This is a genomic window from Tenacibaculum sp. SDUM215027, assembly GCF_050566205.1.
Taxonomy (GTDB): domain Bacteria; phylum Bacteroidota; class Bacteroidia; order Flavobacteriales; family Flavobacteriaceae; genus Polaribacter.
In genome coordinates this window covers 248708-271594 of record NZ_JBNXUE010000006.1, presented here as the reverse complement: position 1 = coordinate 271594, position 22887 = coordinate 248708, and the positions used below count along the sequence as shown (strand labels likewise).

Genomic DNA, 22887 nt, shown 5'->3' with positions numbered 1-22887 from the left:
TAATTTTTGTTGTGAAAGGCTGTCCGACCGAGAGGTTGGGTGGCTTTTCTCGTTAAAAATGTAACTTCTCTTTTAAATATTTAGAGGTATATGATTTTTTGTTTTTAGCTAACTCTTCAGGAGTCCCCGCAAAGATTAAATTTCCACCTTTTTTTCCACCTTCTAATCCAAGATCAATTATATAATCAGCACACTTAATCAATTCAATGTTATGTTCAATAACAATAATAGAATGACCCCTTTCAATTAGCGCATTAAAAGATGCTAATAACTTTTTAATATCATGAAAATGCAATCCGGTAGTAGGTTCATCAAAAATAAACAAAGCTTTGTCTTTAGTATTTCCTTTTACTAAAAAGGAAGCTAGTTTTATACGTTGCGCTTCACCACCAGAAAGGGTAGAAGATGATTGTCCTAACTGCACATAACCCAATCCTACATCTTGTAAAGGCTTTAATTTTCGGGCTATTTTGGTTTGTTGATGCTCTGTAAAAAAAGCAACAGCATCATCAATAGTAAAGTTTAAAACATCATCAATAGATTTTCCTTCAAAAGTTACTTCTAGTACTTCTTTTTTAAAGCGCTTACCACCACAGGTTTCACACTCTAAATGTACATCTGCCATAAACTGCATTTCAATGGTAACTTCCCCTTCACCTTTACAAACCTCACAACGACCACCATCAACATTAAAAGAAAAATGTTTCGGTTGGTAATTTCTTATTTTAGATAGTTTTTGTGAAGCTAATAATTTACGAATATCGTCGTAAGCTTTGATATACGTTACAGGATTAGATCGAGAAGAACGACCAATTGGGTTTTGATCGATGAACTCCACGTGTTTTAACAAGTCAAAACTACCAGTAACATCTGTATGTTGCCCCAGTTTTTCACCATACCCAACTAGCTTTTTTTGCATAGCAGGATACAATATTTTCTTAACCAAGGTACTTTTACCACTACCTGAAACTCCAGTAATAACTGTTAAGTTATTAAGAGGAAAAGAAACATCGATGTTTTTTAAGTTATTTTCACGAGCACCAATAATATCAATAGAATTTTTTGATGTTCTTCTACTAGTAGGGATTTCAATTTTTAATTCTTCTGATAAATATTTAGCTGTAAGTGATTCAGATTGTAGGATATCTTCAAAAGTTCCTTCAGCAACTACATTTCCACCATAGGTTCCTGCTTCAGGGCCAATATCAATAATATAATCGGCTTCTTTCATAATGTCTTCATCATGTTCTACCACAATTACGGTGTTACCTAAATCGCGTAAATTTTTTAAGACACCAATTAAGCGTTCTGTATCTTTAGGATGTAAACCTATACTAGGTTCATCTAAAATATACATTGAACCTACTAATGAACTCCCTAGCGAAGTAGCTAAATTAATTCGTTGACTTTCTCCACCAGATAAGGTGTTTGAGGTTCTATTTAAAGTAAGATAATTTAAACCAACATCTGTTAAAAACTGTAAACGATTATTAATTTCGGTAAGTAACCGTTTACCTATCTTTTCTTCGTATTTGTTTAATTGAATATTATTGAAAAATACAGCTAACTCATCTAAAGGTAAGGTTACTAATTCATCAATAGTTTTACCGTAAACTTGAACGTAGTTGGCTTCTTTACGCAAACGTTTCCCGTTACATTCAGTGCATTTTGTTTTTCCGCGGTAACGAGAAAGCATTACACGGTTTTGAATTTTGTAACTTTTTTCTTCAAGTTTTTTGAATAGATGATTAATTCCTTTGAATTTTTTGGTTCCGTTCCAAACTAGGTTTTTTTGCTCTTCCGAAAGTTCAAACCATGGTTTATGAATAGAAATTCCGAATTCCTCAGCATTCAGAATTAAATCATTTTTATATTTTTTGTAACTATCTGTTTTAAAAGGAAAAATAGCATTTTCGTAAATAGAAAGTCCTGTATTAGGAATTACTAAATCTTCATCAATACCAATTACATTTCCATAGCCTTCACAAGTAGGACAAGCTCCGTAAGGATTGTTAAAGCTGAATAAATGTGTGTTAGGCTCTAAGAATGAAATCCCGTCCATTTCAAATTTATTACTGAACTCACTAGTACTATTATCTGATAAGTTTTGAATAAAGCAAATTCCTTTCCCTTCAAAAAAAGCTGTTTGTACAGCATCTCCTAAACGGTTGTAAAAATCTTCTTCGTCTTTTACAACAATTCTATCAACAACTAACTGTAATTCGTTTCCTTTAAAGTCTTTTATAGGGAACTCATCAATTCTGTATACAGTGTCTTGGTATTTTAAACGAGCATATCCTTGCTGGGTTAATACTTGCAAAACAGTTTTTAGGTCTCTATCTTTACTAATATGTATTGGAGCGAGTAATAATAACTTAGTACGTTCTTCAAAATTTTTTACATGCTTAATAACATCAGAAACTGTATGTTTTTTTACTTCATCACCCGAAATAGGAGAAAAGGTTTTACCAATACGAGCAAATAGTAACTTGATATAATCGTAAATTTCAGTAGAAGTACCAACTGTTGAACGTGGATTGGTAGAGTTTACTTTTTGTTCAATCGCAATTGCGGGAGCAATTCCTTTAATATAATCTACTTTAGGTTTGTGTAGCTTTCCTAAAAACTGGCGTGCATACGAACTTAAACTTTCTACATAACGACGTTGCCCTTCGGCATATAAAGTATCAAAAGCCAAAGAAGACTTTCCTGAACCAGAAAGTCCAGTAATTACTACTAATTTATTACGAGGAATAACTACATCAATGTTTTTTAAATTGTGCAGTTTAGCCCCTTTTATTATAATATTTTCCTTTGGATTAACAGTTGAAATATCAGTCTTCATATACTCAAAAAAATAAGCGATAAAAATACCAAATTCAAGTGGTTTTAATGAATAAACAATAGTGTTTTTCTCTTTTTTTATAGTTTTTTTTGTATTTATTAATAAAATACATCATATTTGTAACTCATTATTAATCAATAAATAAAAGCCTATAGCTACATAATTACTTTTATAACTTAATATCCCCTAACAAAAAGAGAACTAGTGAGTTACTCTTTACAAAAGTAATTATTATGCAAAACATAGTAGATGATAGTGTTTTAGTAAAAAACTACATTAATGGTAATGAATACGCCATAGAATTATTGATTAAACGCCACCAACAACGTCTTTATAGCTTTATTTATAGTAAAGTTCAAAATAGAGATACTACAGAAGATATTTTTCAAGACACCTTTATAAAGGTTATTCGAACGCTAAAAAAAGGTAATTATAATGAGGAAGGTAAATTTTTACCTTGGGTTATGCGTATTGCTCATAATTTAATTATTGATTTTTTTAGAAAAAACAATCGTATGCCTACATTTAATAATACAGAAGAGTTTGATATTTTTTCGGTATTAAGTGATGGAGCGTTAAATGCAGAAGGAAAAATAATAAAAGAACAGATTTTAAATGACGTTAAAGAATTAGTTGAAGAACTACCTGAAGAACAAAAAGAGGTTTTAAAAATGCGTATTTATAATGATATGAGTTTTAATGAAATATCAGAAAATACTGGAGTTAGTATTAATACAGCACTAGGTAGAATGCGTTATGCTTTAATCAATTTGAGAAAAATAATTGAAAAAAATAAAATTATCTTAGTTAGTTAGACAATATTTGAAAAAAAGCATCGTTAAATCATTGATAATAAGTAATAATAAGGGATTATATATGATGCAAGTTTACTCTAAGAAGTCTCCGGACTTTAAAATGGAACCTAAACAAGAAACAGTTCAATATTTGATTAATTTTTCTAAATCGCTAACAGTAGTTAAAACAAAATCAAACTATCTCATTGAATTGAATTTGAATTAAGAGTGGAAAAAGCTTCAACAAGGTTGGGGCTTTTTTTATGCTTTCTTTTTATTGTAATCGTCTATAACCAATTTTCTTCCAACCGTTTTAGTAATTATGTCGTTTTCTAACTTCCAACCACGAGCAGGTGAGTATTCTCGTCCGTAATAAATAATTTGTAAGTGAAGCTTGTTCCATAATTCTTTTGGAAATAAACGCTTTGCGTCTTTTTCGGTTTGTGTAACATTTTTTCCGTTGGTTAAGTTCCAACGGTACATTAATCTATGAATATGCGTATCTACAGGGAAAGCAGGAATGTTAAAAGCTTGCGACATCACTACACTAGCAGTTTTGTGTCCTACTGCAGGTAATTCTTCCAAAGCATCCATATCAACAGGGACTTCACCATGATGCTTTTCAATTAAGATTTTAGATAAACCGTGAATTCCTTTCGATTTCATAGGTGATAAACCAACAGGTTTGATAATTTCTCGAATTTCATCAACGGTAAGTTTTACCATGTCGTACGGATTATCAGCTTTTTCAAATAATAAAGGTGTAATAGTGTTTACACGTGCATCTGTGCTTTGAGCAGACATTAATACAGCAATTAACAATGTGTAAGGATCTTTGTGGTCCAAAGGAATTGGAGTTTCAGGATATAATTCTTCTAAAGTATCTATAACAAATTGTACTTTTTCTGTTTTAGTCATCGCTTTATATTGTTTGAAAAAATCAAAGGTACAAAGAAGCTTTGTATGTTTTATGGATAATCAAAATCAACTTTGTAACTTTGACTTTATAACTTTGAAGCAAAATAATATGACAACACTAAAAATAGGAGATAAGGCACCAAATTTTGAATCGGTAGACGAAAAAGGAAATGCAGTAAAACTTTCTGATTATGCAGGGAAAAAACTAGTATTATTCTTTTATCCAAAGGCAAGTACGCCTGGTTGTACAGCAGAAGCTTGTGATTTACGAGATAATTACAAAACTTTTTTAGCAAAAGGATATGATGTTTTAGGTGTAAGTGCAGATTCAGCAAAACGTCAGCAAAACTTTATTAATAAAAATGAATTACCTTTTCCTTTGTTAGCAGATGAAAGTAAAGATGTAATTAATGCTTTTGGTGTTTGGGGACCAAAAAAGTTTATGGGTAGAGAGTATGATGGAATTCATCGTACTACTTTTGTAATTGATGAAAAAGGAGTGATTGAAGATGTGATAGCAAAAGTGAAAACAAAAGAACACGCAAACCAGATATTAAAGTAATAGATATAAAATATCATAAAAAAGAAAAAAGTCGAGTATTTACTCGACTTTTATTTTTTGTAACTTCAACTCTTCTAAAGGAGTAGTTTTAAGTTCTTTTTGTAATTCTTTACTTGTTTTAGTACTACCATCATGACTCCACCCTGGAGGCATAAACACATATTTTAATCGTGTTGTTAATGGTAACTCTTTTTTTCGTTTGAAGAAGTCTTTAAAAATTTCTTTCCACTCGTGAAATATAATATTAATAGGTCCTTTATCCTCTAAAGGTTTCGTTAAACCATAACGTAGTTTTTCATATTCAGTTTCATCTTCCTCTGCCTGAAAAGTACCAAAAATACGATCCCAAATAATCAAAACCATTCCCATATTTTTATCTAAATACTTAGTGTTAGAAGCATGGTGAACTCTATGGTGAGATGGAGTAACAAAAATATATCCCCACCATCCTAGTTTACTTTTAATAAAATTAGTATGGCATAATGTTCCGTAGTTTTGATTCATGGCGTATGCAAACATAATATGTAGCGGCATAACTCCAAGAAAGGCTAATGGTAAAAAAAACATATACCTAAATAAAGGCTGTAAAACTGGAGATCTGAAACCTGTTGAAATATTGTAATACTCAGAATTATGATGTGTTACATGAACAGCCCAGAAAAATCTCGAATGATGATCTACATAATGGTGTATATAATATAAAAAGTCTTGACCAATAAAAGCTAACAACCAATATGCCCACGACATGTTACCTTCCCAGTCAATAATTCTGTATTGATAACAAAAGCCCATAATGGCAAATGAAACGACCTTCATTAATAGGTCTAAGCTAAAATTGACTAAGGCAAAGTAAACATTAGTAGCAGTATCTTTAAACTCGTAATTTTTTGCTTTAGCTCTATAGCTAAAGTACATTTCGAGAAAAATTACTGAAATGAAAAAAGGAGCACTCCAGTAGTATAATATATCTTGATTAAATATGTTGCTCATGCTATTTTTTTAGGGTGCAAAAATATTTAATTTTCCCCAATTTAACTGTTAAAGTTTATAGTCTTTCCTCAATCCAGCTTTTAAAACTATAAAAGTTTTGAGGAGCTACACCATGCCCTACAGGGTATTCAGAATATTCATTAGCTAACTTAAAGTCTTTCAATAAAACAGGAGCTTTTCGGGCCCAATCTATCGGAAGAACTTGGTCAACAGTTCCGTGAGAAATATAGTAATCTGTTGTAATAGAATCATCTATTTCAGCTGGTAGTAATTCTTCATTAACATACCCACTTAATGCTACGACGTGTTTTACCTTATTAGGGTATTTAAAACTTAGTGCATAGCTTAAAATAGCACCTTGGCTAAATCCTAATAAAAATGTTTTATCAGAATTTGTATTATATTTTACTTTTATTTCATCAATAAACGAAGCAATCTTGTCAACAGATTCAGCTGCTTGTGCTAGATCTGAAAATTTTCCGTTAACTGAATCAAAATTTATAGCATACCAAGCATACCCCCCATAGCCCATATCATGAGGAGCTCTAGCACTTACAATTAGTAAATCATCAGGTAATTCTTCAGCAAATGAAAATAAATCTTGTTCGTTGCTACCATACCCGTGTAATAAAATTAATAATGGGGGGGTAGGGTTTGAAGTTTTAGGTTCTCTTACAATATATTGTAAACTCATGTATTAAATTCCTTTAAATAGGTTTTGAAATTGTTCTCCAACAACTGGTACAAGCTTCTTTTCTCCTTTTAAAACAGCTAAAAGGCTAATTAACCAAAGTACAAATAGTAGTACTCCAACAATCCATCCTATTGTGCTTCCTAAATATTTATAAACAACCCAAATATTTATCATGTACAATATATTTAAACCAAGCATTTGTCTAATATAAAAGCTAGCAAAAGCGTTTTTGTTGTTCATGTTTAAAACAAAAGCAATGATAAGCCCTATAACTGTGAAGTGACTGATAATTGCAGGAGTCTTTCCTTCGTTTACTGTTTGGTTTTCCATGGTTTTATGAGTTTAAAATTAGTTGATTGTTATTGTAAATACCGTATACTTTTCCTTCTAACTTTTTCCCTAGAAAGATACTGTTTTTTGAGGTAGATACAATGTTTTGCTCTGAAAAAGTATATTCTCCATCAGGATTAAAAATAGATAAACTAGCTTTTTCATTTTCTTTTATGGAAGCTAATTCAATATTAAAACGTTTTCTTGGATTGTTAGATAAACAGCCTATAATAGTTTCTAAATCTAATACTGTATTTAAAGCTCCAAAGGCACTTTCTAAACCTATGGTTCCGTCTTTTGCAGTAGAAAACTCTACTTTTTTATGTTCAACATCAATAGGATTATGATCTGAGGTAATTACATCAATAATACCTTCTTTTAAACCTTGTATTAAAGCTTTTTTGTCTTCTTCTGTACGTAGAGGAGGATTTACCTTTTTATTGGCATCAAAGCCATGTAATTCATCATCTGTTAATACTAAATTATGTATAGCAACACTACAAGTTACATTTAAACCTTTCTCTTTTGCTTCTTTAATTAGTTGAACAGATTTGGCTGTAGAGATTGTAGGGATGTGTAATTTTCCTCCTGTATATTCTAGTAAAAATAAATCGCGAGAAATTTGAATTTCTTCAGCAAGTGCAGGAACTCCTTTCAATCCTAAAAGTGTGCTATTCTTACCTTCGTTTGCAACACCTTCACCAGCAATTAAATTATTTTTAGGGAAACTTAGTACCAGCCCGTCAAAATTTTGAGCATATAACAATGCTATTTTTAACAAATTGTCGTTGCTAACAGGTTTGTTATAATCACCAAAAGCAATAGCACCTGATTGTTGCATGTCATACATTTCAGACATTTCAGCACCTTTACTTTGTTGAGTTAAAGCTCCAATAGGATGAATGTTGGTTGCAGCTCCATTCACTTTATTAATTAAAAACTCAATAGCCGATTTATTATCAACAATAGGGTTTGTGTTTGGATTGACTGCTACATTGGTAAAACCACTTTTAGCAGCTACCTGTATACCATGTTGTAACGTTTCGCGTTCTTCATAACCTGGTTCACCAAAAGAAACACTAGTGTCAAACCACCCCGGAGATACGTGAAGGTTATCAAGCTCTACAACATTATAGTTTTCTTTACTAGTAATGTTGTTGTCAATTTTGGTAATAATACCGTCAGTAATTAAAATATCTTTAGTTTGTTGGTGGTAAGGACTAGAAGCATCTATTATTGTTGCCGATTTAAGCAGCGTTGTCATGGTTTAAAGAATTTTAAAATCAAAATTTCTAAAAGCAAAGATACAATAGCTAAGCCCAAAAACCATTTCCAAAGCCATTGAATTTTGTTTTCATTATTAATATTTTCTAAGGTGTTTTTAACCGAAGTAGATATGGTTATATCGTTAGCTTCAGAAAGCGTTAAAAAATCTAAGTGACTTTCACTTTTATCGTAATTAAAAGCAATATTTCTAAGTACATTGTTTTGTTGTTGTACTTTATAGAACCCAGCAACTAAAGGTAGATCTTTAGTTGTGATGCGCGTTTTGTTTTGAAAAGTTTGTTGTAAAGGAATAAAAGAACCTTTATTGGTAGTAATACTTAAAACTTCATCTTTTCCTAATTGGGTATCAATATCAATAGTATTTTGTTTGTCTATGGTATAATACAATTCAGAAAGTTGTAAACTATGTTTCCCAATATTATAAAAAACAGGAACAATTAAAGGAGAGTTTGTAAAATTACTATTGTCTTTATTTAGAGGGGCAGCTACCCAATACATAGAAGCATTTGGTAAACTAACCTGTTTAATAAAGCCTTGTTTGTTCTCAAAAGAAATAATATTGCTAGCATTTTTAAACTCAGTATTAAAAGAGGTTTTTACAAACGGATATTGAAAGTTGGCAACTTTCTTTTCGAAAACATTTTTAAAAAGAGGATGATTATAATTAATCGTAGTAACTTTTAAGCTGTCACTTTTTAGTGAAAATAACTTTCCTGTATTTAGTTTATTAAAAAAGTTATTATAAGAGGGAAGAGTTACTTTATTACTTGGAATTACAACTATATTTCCACCTTTTGCTGTATAGCTTGCTAAGCTATTTATAAGTGTTTCAGGAATATTTTCTAACTCATTTAAAACAATAAGGTGTTGTTTATCTATCAAATTATAATTTATACTTTGTAGCGAAGAGGAAGTAAAGTTAAACTCTTCTTTGGTATAAATTCGTTGTAAGAAGTTGTTCGATTTTCCAATAGCTAGTACATTAATTTTTTCGTTTGCATTAATGGTGAAATAAAATGAATTATCAAACCCGTAGGTGTCGTTAAAATTAATAGCTACTTTACCTAAAAACACAGGTGTTTTTACAACAGAAAAAGTAACCTCCGTAGTCTTGTTTTTCTCAATACTAAAGGTTTGTTTATTCAACAATTTGTCATTATTGTATATAGCAATAGGAATGTCTTTTTGGGCGTTTCCTTGATTTTTAATAGTAATATGGACGTTAAAATTAGAGCCACCATTATCATCAACAAAAATACTATCAATAGAAACATTACTTTTTTGTCCAGGCACTAACTTTACAAAAGAAGTATTTTTAGGAGCGTTGTCAATTTCCTCTTTTTTAATATTTTGAAAATCAGAAATTACAATGTTTTTGGTTGGAGAATTTATAGATTTATTCTCATTAGTCATTCTTAAAAAAACATCAGCAAGGTTGCTGTTTTTTGCTGTATTTGTTGTTTTTAATAGCTTTTCTTTTAGTTCAGAAGCTGTTTTATTAGCGTAGAAATGATTATTTGTTAGTAAAGAATAACTTGTTTTTTCTGTTGAATTCTCAATAATTTCTTGAGTAGCAACTTGCAGTAAATTACCCTTTTCTCCAACAGTATTAGTACTTAATGAATTATCTAAGTATATAAAGAAATGTTGCTTTTCATTCTCTTTATAATTGCTAAAATACGGTTGTGCAAAAGCAAAAATTAGGGCAGTAAGTAGCAGTAAACGCGTGGCTAAAATCAACCATTTTTTTATACGAGAACTTTTACGTGTTTGCAACACTAACTTTTGTAAAAAAGCTACATTGGTAAACGGGACTTTTACAAATCGCTGTAGTTGGAACAAGTGTACCAAAATAGGAATGAGTAAAAAAGCTAAGAAATATAAAATCTCAGGATGTTTAAACTGCATAATTGTAATTTACTAACTGTAAAAATACCTAAATAGATGGTTAAAAAAAGAATGTAGTTAAAAATCTGTTAGAAGTCTGGTAAGTTTTCGACAAAGGATTAAATTTTCCTATTTTTGGACTATGACTACAAAAGAGAGTGAGTGTAACATTCCGGAAGAAATTAATTATAAAAAACACTGGAATGTTGCCTACGTAAAAAATCCAACAGAAAAACTAGGCTGGTTCGAAGAGAGTTCGAAAGAAACTATTCAATTACTAAAAGAATCCAAAGTATCTAAAGACGCTAAAATCTTAAATGTAGGCGTTGGTTCATCCATGTTAATTGACGAGCTAGTAGCTGATGGATATTCAGGTTTAATAGCAAATGATTTATCTGAAAAAGCTTTAACCGATATACAAAATCGATTAGGAAAAGGTGCATCAAAAGTTAATTTTATAGCTGATGATTTAGTGACTCCAACCAAGTTACATGAGCTTGATGAAGTTGACGTTTGGAATGATAGAGCGGTACTACACTTCTTTTTAAAAAACGAAGAACAGAACGCCTATTTTAATTTATTAAAAAAGCTTGTAAAAGTTGACGGATTTGTAATTATTGCTGTTTTTGCTTTAGACGGAGCAGAAAAATGTTGTGGACTGCAATTACAACGTTACAATGCGGAAATGCTACAAGAAAAATTAGGAAATGATTTTGTTTTAGTTAATAGTTTTAATCACACATTTGTAAATCCGTACGAGGGAGAACGTCCGTATGTTTACACCTTATTTCAAAGAACGCACAAGTAATGAACGTAACTAATATCCCTTATAAAAACACAGGATTCTTTTCTAAAACAATGGAAGACTATTTAAAGGCTGATGAAAATATTCAACTTTTTTATAACCGTTATCCGAGTTTACGAAACTTTGAAAAGCAACTAGAAGAAAAGAAAGAAAATCCTATTTCAAGCACACAAAGAAAAAGGTTAGTTGAAGTATTGAGAAAACAATACAAAGACGTTGACTTATCTTTTGAGACACAAAAAAATATAGAAAGCTTACTAGAAGAGAATACATTTACTGTTACAACAGGACATCAGCTGAACTTATTTACAGGACCGTTATATTTTCTGTATAAAATTATATCAACCATAAACATGTGCGAGCATTTGTCAATGCAATTCCCGAATGATAATTTTGTACCTGTGTATTGGATGGCAACTGAAGACCACGATTTTGAAGAAATCAACTTCTTTAACTTTAAAGGGATAAAAGTACAGTGGAACTCTGACCAAACAGGACCTGTAGGACGTTTTACAACCGAGGGATTACAAGATGTTTTTGAAGTATTTGCAGAGCATTTAGGAACTTCAAAAAATGCTATTCAAATAAAAGAGATATTTGAAAAAGGATACTTGCAACATAAAACATTAGCAGATGCAACCAGATATATAGCCGATAAACTTTTTGGAAAGTATGGTTTGGTAATTTTAGATGCTGATGAAAGAGAATTAAAAAGAGCACTAACACCGTATGTAGAATACGATTTGTTACACAAAACCTCTTATAAAGAAGTATCGAAAACAATTACAGAACTAGAGAAATCATATAAAATACAAGTAAATCCGCGTGAGATAAACTTGTTTTATATCACCGATAGGATTCGCGAACGTATTGTTCTTGAAAACGGAATTTACAAAGTAAATAATACTGATATTTCTTGGACAAAGGATGAAATTCTAGATCATTTACATAGTGAACCAGAATGTTTTTCACCAAACGTAATTATGCGTCCACTATACCAAGAGGTAATTTTACCGAACCTATGTTACATAGGTGGAGGAGGAGAGTTAGCCTATTGGTTAGAATTAAAGGCATATTTTGATAAAGTAAATGTTCCGTTTCCTATTTTGTTATTAAGAAACTCAGCTCAAATACTTTCAGAAAAACAATTAGGAAAGTTAGAGAAACTAAACGTTTCAGAAGAAGAGTTGTTTTTAAAGCAAGATGATTTGTTGGCAAGAAAGGTATTAGCTAACGGTGAAGCCAAAGTAGATTTTACCAAACAGAAACAGTTGTTACAGCAACAGTTTGACGATTTACGTGAGCTAGCTCAAAAAACAGATGTTTCTTTTGTAGGAGCAGTAAATGCACAAGAAAAAAAGCAGATAAAAGGATTAGAAAACCTTGAAAAAAGATGGTTGCGTGCAGAAAAACGACGTCAAAAAGAAACAGTTGAAAGAATTGTAGCTTTGCAAAACGAATTATTACCTAATCAAAGTTTAGAAGAACGTCAACGTAATTTTTCAGAGTTCTATTTAGAATATGGAGCCGACTTTATTAAAGTTCTAAAAGAAAATTTACATCCGTTACAACTAGAGTTTACAGTTATTACACTTTAATGGCAGATAAAAAAGGATTACACAGAAAAAACAAACACAAAAACGGATACGATTTTAAACTCTTAAAAGAAAAATACCCAAAAATAGAGGAGTTTGTTATTGAAAAATTTGAGAAGGAAACCATCGATTTTTCTGACCCAATAGCAGTAAAAGAGTTTAATAAAGCATTATTAGCTGCTCACTATAATATTAAGCATTGGAATTTTTCTGATGATAATTTATGTCCGCCAATACCTGGAAGAGTAGATTATATTCATCATTTAGCCGATTTGGTAGTAGATGGGGAAAACGTAACGGTGTTAGATATTGGTACAGGGGCAAGTTGTATTTATCCTTTATTAGGAATTGCAGAGTATGATTGGAATTTTGTTGCTACTGATATCGATTTAGATTCACTAGATTATGCTCAGGATATTATAGACGATAATGGTTTTACTGAAAAGGTTGAATTAAGGCAACAGTTTAAAGAAGAGCATATTTTAGAAGGTGTCATAGAAGCAGATGATGCATTTACAGTAACGATGTGCAATCCACCATTCTATAAATCGGCAGAAGAGGCGAGAGGAGCGAATCGAAGAAAGTCGAGGAACTTAGGAAACAATGCTGTCCGTAATTTTGCAGGGAACTCTAATGAGTTGTGGTATATAGGTGGAGAGAAAGCTTTTTTACATACGTATTTATATGAAAGTTCTAAATTTCCGAAAGTAAGTAAATGGTTTACGAGTTTGGTTTCTAAAAAAGAAAACGTAGAAAGCTTACAAAACTCAGGTAAGAAATTAGGAGTTAAAGAATTTAAAGTAATCCCTATGCACCAAGGGAACAAGGTAACACGTATTGTGTGCTGGAGGTTTTAGAGAGTTTTGTTAGTTGTATAAATCACGAGTTATAAAATATAATTGTAAAAACTAAAAAATCGACTTTGATTAAGTATCAAAGTCGATTTTTTATATGTTGTTTTTGTATACTTTTTAAGGTATAACAAAAGATACTGCATTAGCTGAAGTTGTATTTAAATTAGGAAATATTTTCCTGCTTAAATCAGAATCGTCATATTCACTACTCCAAAACGAATCACCATAAACTTTTACATATACAGTTTCACCTGATGTAAATCCAGCGTTAGATAAATCACTTGCTGTAAGCGTTATTTCTTTTGGGTTTATTTTAGAAGTTAATCCAGGAGAAAAGTAAGTATAATTTACATCGCTCACATCTGAACTAGTTGAAAGGAAGTATCTAACATATCTAGTATTTCCAGCATTTCCTACTGGATTTGTTGATACAGAGAGTACTACATCATTTCCATTTACGTTAGCACTTAGATTGTCTACCTGAGTTGTTGATACCTGTCCTAATGATGGTGTTCCAATAATTCTTGTTGAAGCTCCAGTATTATTGTGTTCAATATCAAATCTTTTATAGGTTCCGTATCCTACTTTTTCATATACGATAGTGTAAGTTCCAAAAGGAACATCAGTTAAAGTGAAGTTTCCATTGGCATCAGTTGTGGTTGATATGGTTGGTGAAGTACCCTCAACTTTAACTGTCATATAAGCATTATCAACTTGTGTAATACCCTCATCATATAAACTAACAGAGCCAATAATATTAGCTTTAGTAATTGGTTCCGGAGTAGAATCATCATCACTACTACATGAAGTAAGACTTAATACGGTCAATAAAACAATAGCTAAACAGCTTAATTTTACGATTTTATAATCTTTAATGTTTAACATTTTTTTTTTGTTTTTTATATTTAATATGTTAAGATACTTTGTTGTTTTGAGGGGAAGTTTTGAAGCGGCAAAGATACTGAAAATCAGATATGAAACAAAGTAAGGGTAACGAAAAGATAGCCTTTTTTAATAGTTGACTTTAAGGTTAATAAAGTGATATGAATTGAGTGCTGGAGGTTTTAGAAAAGGAAAGAAACTTTCTAAAATAATTAATAAACGTCATTTCGAGTGATAACGAGAAATTTCAATAATCAGGGTTACTGCCCTTGGTGAGATTTCTCCCTTCGGTCGAAATGACAAAACAAAACGTCATTTCGAAGGAGGTTACGACTGAGAAATCTTAACGATGGGAGTTATTACTGCCCTTGATGAGATTTAGCATCGCCAAACCCTGCGGTTTCTCCCTTCAGTCGAAATGACGTTTTACTATTCTTAAATACTTTTTACAAAGTCTAAGAATACTTTTTTATGAAGCTCCAAATCCATATTAGGAGATAGCGCTACACGAGCAATATAATCTTTATCGCCTTCTTTTGTAGTTCCTTGGGTTGAGGTTGCAGGAATCGTCCAGTAACAACCTTTTAACTGTCCGTAGCTTACACAATACTTACTTTCATTAGGTATTTCAGTAATCATTAAATTGATAAGCTTTAAGTTTAAGGCTCTTTTATAGGCTTCTTTTTCTTCCGCAGTATTTCCTTTGGTAGGAAGATCTAATGAAAATACCGATGGCGTAAATCCTTGTGCTGCTAATTCCTCAGAAACAAAATTGATTTTAGCATCTGGTAACACTTCATGAATAAAGTTTACAAACTCACGAGTATTCTTATAAGCATCGCTAATACGTTGCGTCATAGAAGGCATTTGTGCAGCTAATATTTCATATTGAAGCGGTGTAGCCTCGTTATCGCAAATGTGTAAGTGTTTTTCTATTTTTTCTATTAAACCATTCGTTGTTTTATTTCCAACACAGTATCCAGCAGTACATTTTCCACCACTAGGGAATTTTGATCCACTAGCAAACGAAATAGTTCTAATATTGGCTAACATATCTGTATCTCCTAAAAAGTGAACATTCGGACAGAAAGTTTGGTCTAAAATAAATACAGGATCAATCGCTGTTTCACCGGTAGGAGTCGTACGCTTTTTACTCAAAACATCTCTTAAATCAGTAAGATTTGGTACTTCTACTCTTGGGTTGGTCGGAATTTCAGCAATGATATAAGGAATTGCATCTTGTGCTGCAATGTTGGTTAACAGGGTGTCAATGCTTTCAACCATATCGTTGTCTCCATCAACAGGTAAATCAACAACATCTACATTATCCAAACAAGCAGCAACACGTCTCGCTTGGTCGTTTGTACCACCATAACAGTTTGGAGGCACTACAATTTTAATAGCTTTTCCTTTATGGTTTTCAAGAGCATCGTCAATCAATCCCATTAAAATAGCATATTGTATTGAAAGTCCACTTGATGCTACTAACGCTTTTGTGCTGGTGTTGGTAATTTCATTGATTAATTTTTCAACCTTCGCTTTGTTTTGTGCTACGTCAGTTACTGTAACCTCATACGGCTCATCGATAAGACTTTTTAATGCTTTTAACGAATTAGCAGGAGTCATGGCAATAGTTTCTCTTCTTCTTACATGTTGAATGTCTGAAATATAAGCGTTGTTTTGTGCACCGTTTACCAATAAAAGGCTTCCTAATTCTGGGTGTGTGTTGATGTAAAGATCAACATTTGGTACAATGGTAAAGTTGCAAATAGCTTCTTGTTCAACAATGAATACGGAGCTACCATCAAACTCAGGAATAGCTTCAACACTATCCACCTTTTTTAATTCAAATTGATATCCGTATACGCTCTTAATTACCTCTGCATCAAAAAAGCTAGGGATTTCATTGGTGTACACTATTTGCGTGTTTTTATTAGCAAACAAATTCGCTCTTAACACAGCCAATACAGGAACCGTTTGTGACGAAAAACTAATTACATTTGCTGCTTTAGTGTTGTATAGTTTGGCAATCGTCCACTCTAATACAGACGATAATGGATGTCCTAAACGAATATAATCGTACGCAGTTGGTAACTCGCTTAAAGCAGCAGCAGCAGCAGTATTGTTGTTTTTATACAAATCTTCGAACTGCTCTAAAAACTGAGTTTTAGCTAGCTTTTCTACATAAATATCCAGACGGTGAGTGGTTAGGTTTAACCAATCTGCTGGCATATTTTCTACAACATTTTTTATATACGTATGTAAGTTTTTGTCTTGCATTATAGGTGTCTTTTAATAAGACTGCAAGATACGTTAATTAGATTTTTTTAGAAAGAGAGTAGAGGGGAGTTTTGTTGAACTTAGTTATAGCAAAATTTGTATATATAGCGTTTCATAAAACGCTATACTTTTAAATACAGTGTTAATCGTCTTTTTCTTTTTTTGTTGATAATATGTAGTTTAAAATAGGTCTTTTGGTGTGATCTTCCTTTTCTAGTCGTATCAAACCACCTTTAAAATTCCAATCAAAAGTAACTTCTTTATCTCCATAAACAAATTCATTTTTCTTAAATTCCAATTCTTCATCATTGTCATATCCAAAATATTGTGTAATTGTATCAATTAGTGTTTCAGATTCGGTATAATAAATAAATCTTGAAAAGTTTTTGAAGACCTTTTTAAAGGTTAAAACTAACCCCTCTTGTTCAGGGTAATTGGAATAGATTACATAGTTGAAGTAGTTAAAGTAGAACTTTGGTAATTTAAAGGCGTACCTTTCAATGGCTTCTTCACCCTCTTTGGGATATGATTGAACTAATAAATTCTCATTACAAAAGCCAATTGCTTCATTAAGGAAATTTTCTTTATTATGAATATCGTCAAGTACTATTGTTAACTCGGAAATTAAATCTTTTGGTTCAATAATTTTTGTAGGGATATTAAACTCGTTGTAAAGAACTTTTGACTTAATTCTTAATTTTTTATCCATTGCAATTAAATAGTCACAATGTGCTCCATAAAAAGAATGCTCTCCATCAGCTTGAATGTTTTGCATATTATCTGTTGGTTTAGGTAGTTTATCAATCTTATATCCTATCATATCCAGCATTAAGTATGCAGTAGTATAGTATTCATATTGATTTATAGGTTCTTTTCTGTGTTTAAATGCTGTCTCTACATATTCTAGATATGTCATTTTTGTTCCTAGTTTTAATAGGAAATTATCAATGTTCTTTATAACTTCATCATAATTCCAGTTACCAGAGTTAGATTCAAGTTTAAAACCATAATCAGACATTGTTTTTCTAAAGTCTTTATAGTACTCACCATCTTGTAAGAATTTTTGAGAAAATGGTCCCATTTCCTTCATTAAATCCCACATTGTTGAATCAGGTTTAAGATTTGGAAACATTTTTTTTATGAAATCTTTATTATCATCAGTTATTTCAACTCCAGAAGGTTGTAGTTGAAAAAGTGACTTCATCAAATTACCTAATTTTCCAGAGCCAATATCTTCAAGTGATTTGTCAAGATCTTCAAAGACTTTTTCAATATTCATTAACTCGGAAATATCATCTTTGTTTTTCTCATATTCAAAGTATTCACTTGGTGGGCCAAACAAAGGTTTGACACTATCTTTCTCCCATCTTAGGAAATGTTTTTCAGATAGAAATTCTAAAGTTTCCAAGTCAACATTGAAAAGGTTATTATTTGGATTGTAGCTTTTCATTAAGTCGGTAAAGTGAGCTGGGGTATAAGGGAATTGTAAATGTTTTTTATGTTTGAATATAAAATCTTTTATTTCTTTAAACTCAGGTCGTTTAAGACTACTAATTACATTCCAATCTAGGTAAATACGAATCATTTATTTTTATTATAGTTAATTATTGCTAATGTGATAAAGGAAGTAGGCTCATACTAATGTTTAATATTGATTAATAACAAATTATTTAAAATAGCTTTAGAAATCAAACCAAAAATTAACTAGCCTCTTCCGTATCCAATTTATCTATTTCATAACTCATGTATTCCTTATACAGTTTTGCGATGGATTTGGTTTCTCCAAGTATGGTGAGTACATCATCCATTACTAAAACAGTTGAACCATTAGGCGTAAAGGTTTTGTCGTTCCTTTCAACCAAAGCCACTAAAACATCTTTTGGTAACTGAATTTCCTTTAGCTGTTTTCCTATCATGGTGTCTTGCGGAGTTCCTTCGAGTAGTTTGATGCTTACAAATCGCTCGTTTTGTAGTAAAAACTCTTTAATTTCTCTGTGGCTATTCATTTTAAGCAAGGTTTTTACGATGTGCTCTCGCTCTAAAATATCAAGAAGTCTCGATAGCATACGTAATTGCTGTTTTGGGTTTTCATCAGAATTAATTAGAAAAGCACAGATTTGTATGGGCTTTTTAAACTCATAGCCTTCAGACGGAAATGCGCCTTTAATTGGGTTTTTAGAAATCACAATTTTCATGGAAGGATGCGAAACGCTCTTAAACTTGGCATGAAAAACTAAAATACCAGGTAACGCTATCACAGATTCATCGGGTATAGATTGGAAAAACTTGTGTAGTACTCCTTCTTTGTTGAGGTCTAACTCCCTACAAAAGTAATCGGAAGCGATATTTAAGACCTTGTCAAAGTTAGTCGTGTCCTTAAGTATTTTTATTTTCGATGTAATTACGGTTTCATCAAAAGGATCCCCTTCACGAAGCCCTTTTTCTTTTAAAATGGTCATTAATTCATTTTCCAATTCATCGTATTGATGCCTTCCTAAAAGCGCAAACCAATGAAAAATAGCACCTTCTCGTTTTACTTTTCCTTTGGAATAAAAGTGATACCAAAGTAGGCCTATTACAATAATACCTGAGGTGAAAAGTATGGGCATCCATCCCAAATAAATAATAAGGATGAATGAAATAACAATTCCAATAACCTGCATAAAAGGGTATAGTGGAGATACATAACCAGGGTCGTACGATTCTATTTTACTTTTTCTAAAAACGATAACAGAGAAGTTGATAAAGATAAAAATCAACAACTGGAAGGTACTTGCAAGCTTTACAATACCTTCTTCTGATAATACTAAAATGAATACGATAATTAGCGCTGTGGTTAAAAATATAGCGACTACAGGGCTTCCTTTTTTACCAATTTTAGCTAAAATAGCAGGAAATAATTTATCGCGTCCCATGGCAAACGGATATCTTGATGCTGATAAAAGCCCTGCATTACCTGTGGAAGCAAATGCAGCAAGCGCTGCTACTGACATTAACAATACTCCCACATTATCAGGTAACCACTTAAAAAGATGTTCTGCTGCTGTAGCCGCAGGAGCTAATTCGTTAGCAAAGGCAGTAGGCTCAATAAGAGTTACCATAATAAAAACACCCAAACCATAAATTAATCCTGTAACGACTAAAGAGAGTATCATACCTAAAGGAATATTTCTTTCAGGGTTTTTAATTTCTTCTGCAACGCTTACTATTTGAGTGAGCCCTAGGTAGGAAACAAAAACAAAACCTATGGTGGTAAACATTCCTCCAAATCCGTTTGAAAAGAAGGGAGTAAGTTGTTTGTTGATAGATTCGTTGGTGATATTATCTGAGGTGAAGATGGAAAAAAGTCCATCAGCAATAAAACCAACTAAAATGATTAAAAGGAATATGACAAACACTTTTTGAAAAGCAGAGGTTTTTTTAGCGCCTACAAGGTTTAACGCCATAAAAAAAAAGGTGGCTACGATAGCAACTATTTTTGTGGGAACTTCCCAAAATATAGCGGCATAAGCACCAATACCAATAATAGCAAAGGCTGTTTTAAGCATTAAAGCAAAATAGGTACCCAGTCCGCCAATGGTTCCCATGAGTGGACCTAAGCTTCTGTCTAAAAAAAAGTAAGCACCTCCTGATCGTGGTAAAGCTGTTGATATTTCAGCAATACTAAACATGGTGGGTAGTATTAATACACCTGCAAGTAAGTAGGCTAAAAATACAGAAGGCCCTGTGTAATGTGAGGCGATTCCTGGTAGTAAAAAGAAACCAGAACTAAACATAGCTCCAGTACTTATGGCAAAAACATCAAATAATCCTAAGTCTTTTTTTAGTTTGTTCCTCATGACTTTTGCGTTTAAGGCTTATTATTAAGTGGTTAGACCATGAGAAGATATGAAAAAAATTACACTTTTTAAGCGTGGTTTGATTAAGGTAGTGTTTGTAATATGCTCTTTTAGAGTGTTTTTTGTTAGAAAGGCTAGCTTTTGTTGGTTGTTTTATTATTTAAAGATAATATCTAAATTATTATTGGGGTGACACCCCAACGGTAATGGAAATGGCATTTCCTGCCTAAGGGGAATGACTCTCCCATAGTAAGGGGAGTTGTTTTAAACAGTGGTATATGTTACCGTGTAGAAAAATGTTAGTAAAGAAATGTAGTTTAAGGATATGGTAGCAATTTTTCAGAATAGGGGGGAATTGGCTACTTATACTAAGGGTTGGTAGCGTGGAATGTTTTTATTCAACATACTTTTTGTATTCAGTAATTTTATTCTCTAATCTTTTATTTAAATATTCATTCTTGTTATTTAGTGCTTCATTAATTAAGGTAGCTTCAGATAAATAGCTTTGAATTTTATCTTTTTTCCAATGTTTAGGAGGTTCTTGAAGGTTTGTGATTCTGTCTGCTAATTTTACCATTCCAACTTCTTTTTCAAGTTTGTTTATTCGGTTCAAGCTGTCTATCATTTTCTCTTTTTTAGAATCAAGATTTTTATTTTTAGTCAATGCTTGAACTCCAATAGCAACTTTTTCTCCAAACATGTTCAATAATTCTGAAAAGTCGGTATCAGTATCTTCTAACGTATCGTGGAGTAGCGCTAATTGAACAGCATAATTCAAATCGAAATTGTTATTTGCATTATGTGCTATGATTATTTCCATAGCAACGTTAGAGATGTGTAGCAAATAGTTAGAGTTTGTTCCAGGAACTTTTTGATCTTTATGTTTTTCTCCAGCAAACTTTATTGCTTTTTGATATAGTTCTTGTGTCATTTGAGGTGTTTTTCTGTTAATTAGCTATAATTTGTTTAATCTTTATAGTTTTCTAAGGCATATCTTACATTTTCATTTCCGCTGTCTATTAACTCCTTAATTATTTGATTGCTTTTAGGGGAGTTTATAGCTTTCAATGCATGAACACATTTTCTTAAAGTTGATTCGTTTTCATCATCGTATTTTCTGTAAATCTCTTCTTTTACAGCAATTTCTTTTAGAGACTCAGTAAATCTATCATCTTTAAAACTTCTAACTATATCAACAACATCTTCATGTTCTTCATGCCAGTCAGCTAAAATAATTTCTTCAAAAAAATCTATATACTCATTATCAGTACCATCATAAAAGCACACAGTAATACAAAAGGCAAGTTTATCATTATCCTTGTTCTCAATAGCTTCTCTAAATAGTTTTAAAACTTGAGTTTTATATTTTTTTCTGTTAAGAGTAATGCCCTCAAAAAAGTCTTTCCCTTGTCGTAGATTTTTTTCGTAATTAGAATAAATATCAGATAGTTTCTTTTTATGAAAGAGTTTTTTTAGCATAGTATATTATTGTTCAAGATGATAAAAAGTAGTTGAGAACAAGCAATTACTTATAATAATTACTGTAAGTGGCTCTATTTAGGGTTGATAAATAATATTTTTCGGTTAAGCTCTTCTTCAAACTCATACAAAAAATCTAGTTCTTTTCCATATTCATCGTATTTCTCCCAAGGGGTTAATTTTTTTTCAGAGTCAAGAAAGCTTTTAATTTTTGCTAACACTTCTTTACGAAGCTGTTCAGGTATGGTATCCTCGAAATTTTCAATCCGATTGTTTTCTTCATAATTAATCAAAACATTGTAAAACTCTAATAGTTGATTTCGGAAGTTATTTTTTATAAATATTTCAACAGAAAATTCAATATCAGATAATTCTTGTGATATTACCATATCAAATATTGGGGTTACAACTAAATATGGTTCTCCCCAAGAAAATTTCTTCTCTTCTAATGAGCATTTAGGTAGTGTATCGGTGTCTATTTTCATTTGTTTTGATTGAGTATAATATAGTTAATGTCTTTTTTGTCATAAAGCAAGTAAATAATATCCTTTACTTTATACTTTTTGTAGATGTTTTTATCCACACTCAATTCACTTATGTTTATTTTGTTTTTTACTTTATATTCAACTGTGAAATAATATCTATAGCTTATAGGTTTACCACTTAATACTTTTTCTTTATTAATAATGGTTCCTGTAGATTCAATTCCATTATTAGCTACATGATTATTTTTAATAATTATATATAATGGAAATCCAATGATTATGATTAAACCTAATAGTAAGAAATACGACTTGGTTTTTTCTGTAGTGTTCAAGGTTTTGTTTTTTAGATATTTAATGAGGT

At 31.6% G+C, this 22887-nt stretch carries 20 protein-coding genes; 5 read left to right on the top strand and 15 right to left on the bottom strand.

The window, feature by feature from the left end:
• Positions 1-52: 52 nt before the first annotated feature.
• On the bottom strand, positions 53-2845 hold the full coding sequence (gene uvrA, locus ACQYZ7_RS14525) for an excinuclease ABC subunit UvrA (protein ID WP_430730441.1): 2793 nt from the start codon (positions 2843-2845) through the stop codon (positions 53-55).
• A 233-nt stretch (positions 2846-3078) separates the two neighbouring features.
• On the opposite strand from uvrA, the gene ACQYZ7_RS14520 reads away from it, so the two are divergent.
• Positions 3079-3660 (top strand): RNA polymerase sigma factor, encoded by a 582-nt coding sequence (locus ACQYZ7_RS14520; protein ID WP_417786276.1) that lies wholly within the window; start codon positions 3079-3081, stop codon positions 3658-3660.
• Between the two features lie 240 nt (positions 3661-3900).
• On the opposite strand, the gene ACQYZ7_RS14515 is transcribed toward ACQYZ7_RS14520, so the two are convergent.
• Positions 3901-4557: an endonuclease III domain-containing protein gene (locus ACQYZ7_RS14515; protein ID WP_430730440.1), complete on the bottom strand. Its 657-nt coding sequence runs from the start codon at positions 4555-4557 to the stop codon at positions 3901-3903.
• A 109-nt stretch (positions 4558-4666) separates the two neighbouring features.
• On the opposite strand from ACQYZ7_RS14515, the gene bcp reads away from it, so the two are divergent.
• Positions 4667-5119, top strand: a complete 453-nt coding sequence (bcp, locus tag ACQYZ7_RS14510) for a thioredoxin-dependent thiol peroxidase (protein WP_430730439.1) — start codon at positions 4667-4669, stop codon at positions 5117-5119.
• 39 nt (positions 5120-5158) lie between these two features.
• On the opposite strand, the gene ACQYZ7_RS14505 is transcribed toward bcp, so the two are convergent.
• Genes ACQYZ7_RS14505 through ACQYZ7_RS14485 form a run of 5 tightly spaced genes read right to left on the bottom strand, consistent with a single transcriptional unit; the run spans position 5159 to position 10328 of the window.
• Entirely contained in the window at positions 5159-6109 is a 951-nt protein-coding gene (locus ACQYZ7_RS14505; RefSeq protein ID WP_430730438.1) for a sterol desaturase family protein, read from the bottom strand.
• Positions 6110-6164: 55 nt separating this feature from the next.
• Positions 6165-6803: an alpha/beta hydrolase gene (locus tag ACQYZ7_RS14500; RefSeq protein ID WP_430730437.1), complete on the bottom strand. Its 639-nt coding sequence runs from the start codon at positions 6801-6803 to the stop codon at positions 6165-6167.
• A 3-nt stretch (positions 6804-6806) separates the two neighbouring features.
• Positions 6807-7133 (bottom strand): hypothetical protein, encoded by a 327-nt coding sequence (locus ACQYZ7_RS14495; RefSeq protein ID WP_430730436.1) that lies wholly within the window; start codon positions 7131-7133, stop codon positions 6807-6809.
• A 4-nt stretch (positions 7134-7137) separates the two neighbouring features.
• On the bottom strand, positions 7138-8397 hold the full coding sequence (locus ACQYZ7_RS14490) for a dihydroorotase (protein ID WP_430730435.1): 1260 nt from the start codon (positions 8395-8397) through the stop codon (positions 7138-7140).
• Positions 8394-10328 carry a BatA domain-containing protein gene (locus ACQYZ7_RS14485; RefSeq protein WP_430730434.1) on the bottom strand — a complete coding sequence of 645 codons (1935 nt, stop codon included), beginning with the start codon at positions 10326-10328 and terminating at the stop codon, positions 8394-8396. The genes ACQYZ7_RS14490 and ACQYZ7_RS14485 overlap by 4 nt, the downstream gene beginning before the upstream one ends.
• Positions 10329-10449: 121 nt before the next feature.
• Here ACQYZ7_RS14485 and ACQYZ7_RS14480 point away from each other — a divergent pair, with 121 nt between their 5' ends.
• From ACQYZ7_RS14480 to rlmF, 3 genes are read left to right on the top strand one after another with little or no spacing between them, the layout of a single operon-like run.
• Entirely contained in the window at positions 10450-11115 is a 666-nt protein-coding gene (locus ACQYZ7_RS14480; RefSeq protein WP_430730433.1) for a class I SAM-dependent methyltransferase, read from the top strand.
• Positions 11115-12710, top strand: coding sequence for a bacillithiol biosynthesis cysteine-adding enzyme BshC (bshC, locus tag ACQYZ7_RS14475; RefSeq protein ID WP_430730432.1), 1596 nt, complete (start codon positions 11115-11117; stop codon positions 12708-12710). Before ACQYZ7_RS14480 ends, bshC begins: the two co-directional genes overlap by 1 nt.
• On the top strand, positions 12710-13564 hold the full coding sequence (gene rlmF / locus ACQYZ7_RS14470; protein ID WP_430730431.1) for a 23S rRNA (adenine(1618)-N(6))-methyltransferase RlmF: 855 nt from the start codon (positions 12710-12712) through the stop codon (positions 13562-13564). Before bshC ends, rlmF begins: the two co-directional genes overlap by 1 nt.
• 114 nt (positions 13565-13678) lie before the next feature.
• Here rlmF and ACQYZ7_RS14465 read toward each other — a convergent pair whose 3' ends face one another.
• The 8 genes from ACQYZ7_RS14465 to ACQYZ7_RS14430 form a co-directional block, all read right to left on the bottom strand.
• Positions 13679-14446, bottom strand: coding sequence for a carboxypeptidase-like regulatory domain-containing protein (locus ACQYZ7_RS14465; protein ID WP_430730430.1), 768 nt, complete (start codon positions 14444-14446; stop codon positions 13679-13681).
• A gap of 432 nt (positions 14447-14878) precedes the next feature.
• Positions 14879-16723, bottom strand: coding sequence for a cystathionine beta-synthase (locus ACQYZ7_RS14460; RefSeq protein ID WP_430730429.1), 1845 nt, complete (start codon positions 16721-16723; stop codon positions 14879-14881).
• A gap of 142 nt (positions 16724-16865) precedes the next feature.
• Positions 16866-18308 carry a hypothetical protein gene (locus tag ACQYZ7_RS14455; protein ID WP_430730428.1) on the bottom strand — a complete coding sequence of 481 codons (1443 nt, stop codon included), beginning with the start codon at positions 18306-18308 and terminating at the stop codon, positions 16866-16868.
• A gap of 115 nt (positions 18309-18423) precedes the next feature.
• Positions 18424-20562 (bottom strand): amino acid permease, encoded by a 2139-nt coding sequence (locus ACQYZ7_RS14450; RefSeq protein WP_430730427.1) that lies wholly within the window; start codon positions 20560-20562, stop codon positions 18424-18426.
• Positions 20563-20956: 394 nt separating this feature from the next.
• Positions 20957-21493, bottom strand: a complete 537-nt coding sequence (locus ACQYZ7_RS14445) for an HD domain-containing protein (protein ID WP_430730426.1) — start codon at positions 21491-21493, stop codon at positions 20957-20959.
• A 35-nt stretch (positions 21494-21528) separates the two neighbouring features.
• A complete protein-coding gene (locus tag ACQYZ7_RS14440; protein WP_430730425.1) occupies positions 21529-22041 on the bottom strand; it encodes a hypothetical protein in 513 nt (170 codons plus the stop codon).
• A 74-nt stretch (positions 22042-22115) separates the two neighbouring features.
• Positions 22116-22526 (bottom strand): hypothetical protein, encoded by a 411-nt coding sequence (locus ACQYZ7_RS14435; protein WP_430730424.1) that lies wholly within the window; start codon positions 22524-22526, stop codon positions 22116-22118.
• On the bottom strand, positions 22523-22858 hold the full coding sequence (locus ACQYZ7_RS14430) for a hypothetical protein (RefSeq protein ID WP_425659229.1): 336 nt from the start codon (positions 22856-22858) through the stop codon (positions 22523-22525). The genes ACQYZ7_RS14435 and ACQYZ7_RS14430 overlap by 4 nt, the downstream gene beginning before the upstream one ends.
• Positions 22859-22887 lie beyond the last annotated feature (29 nt).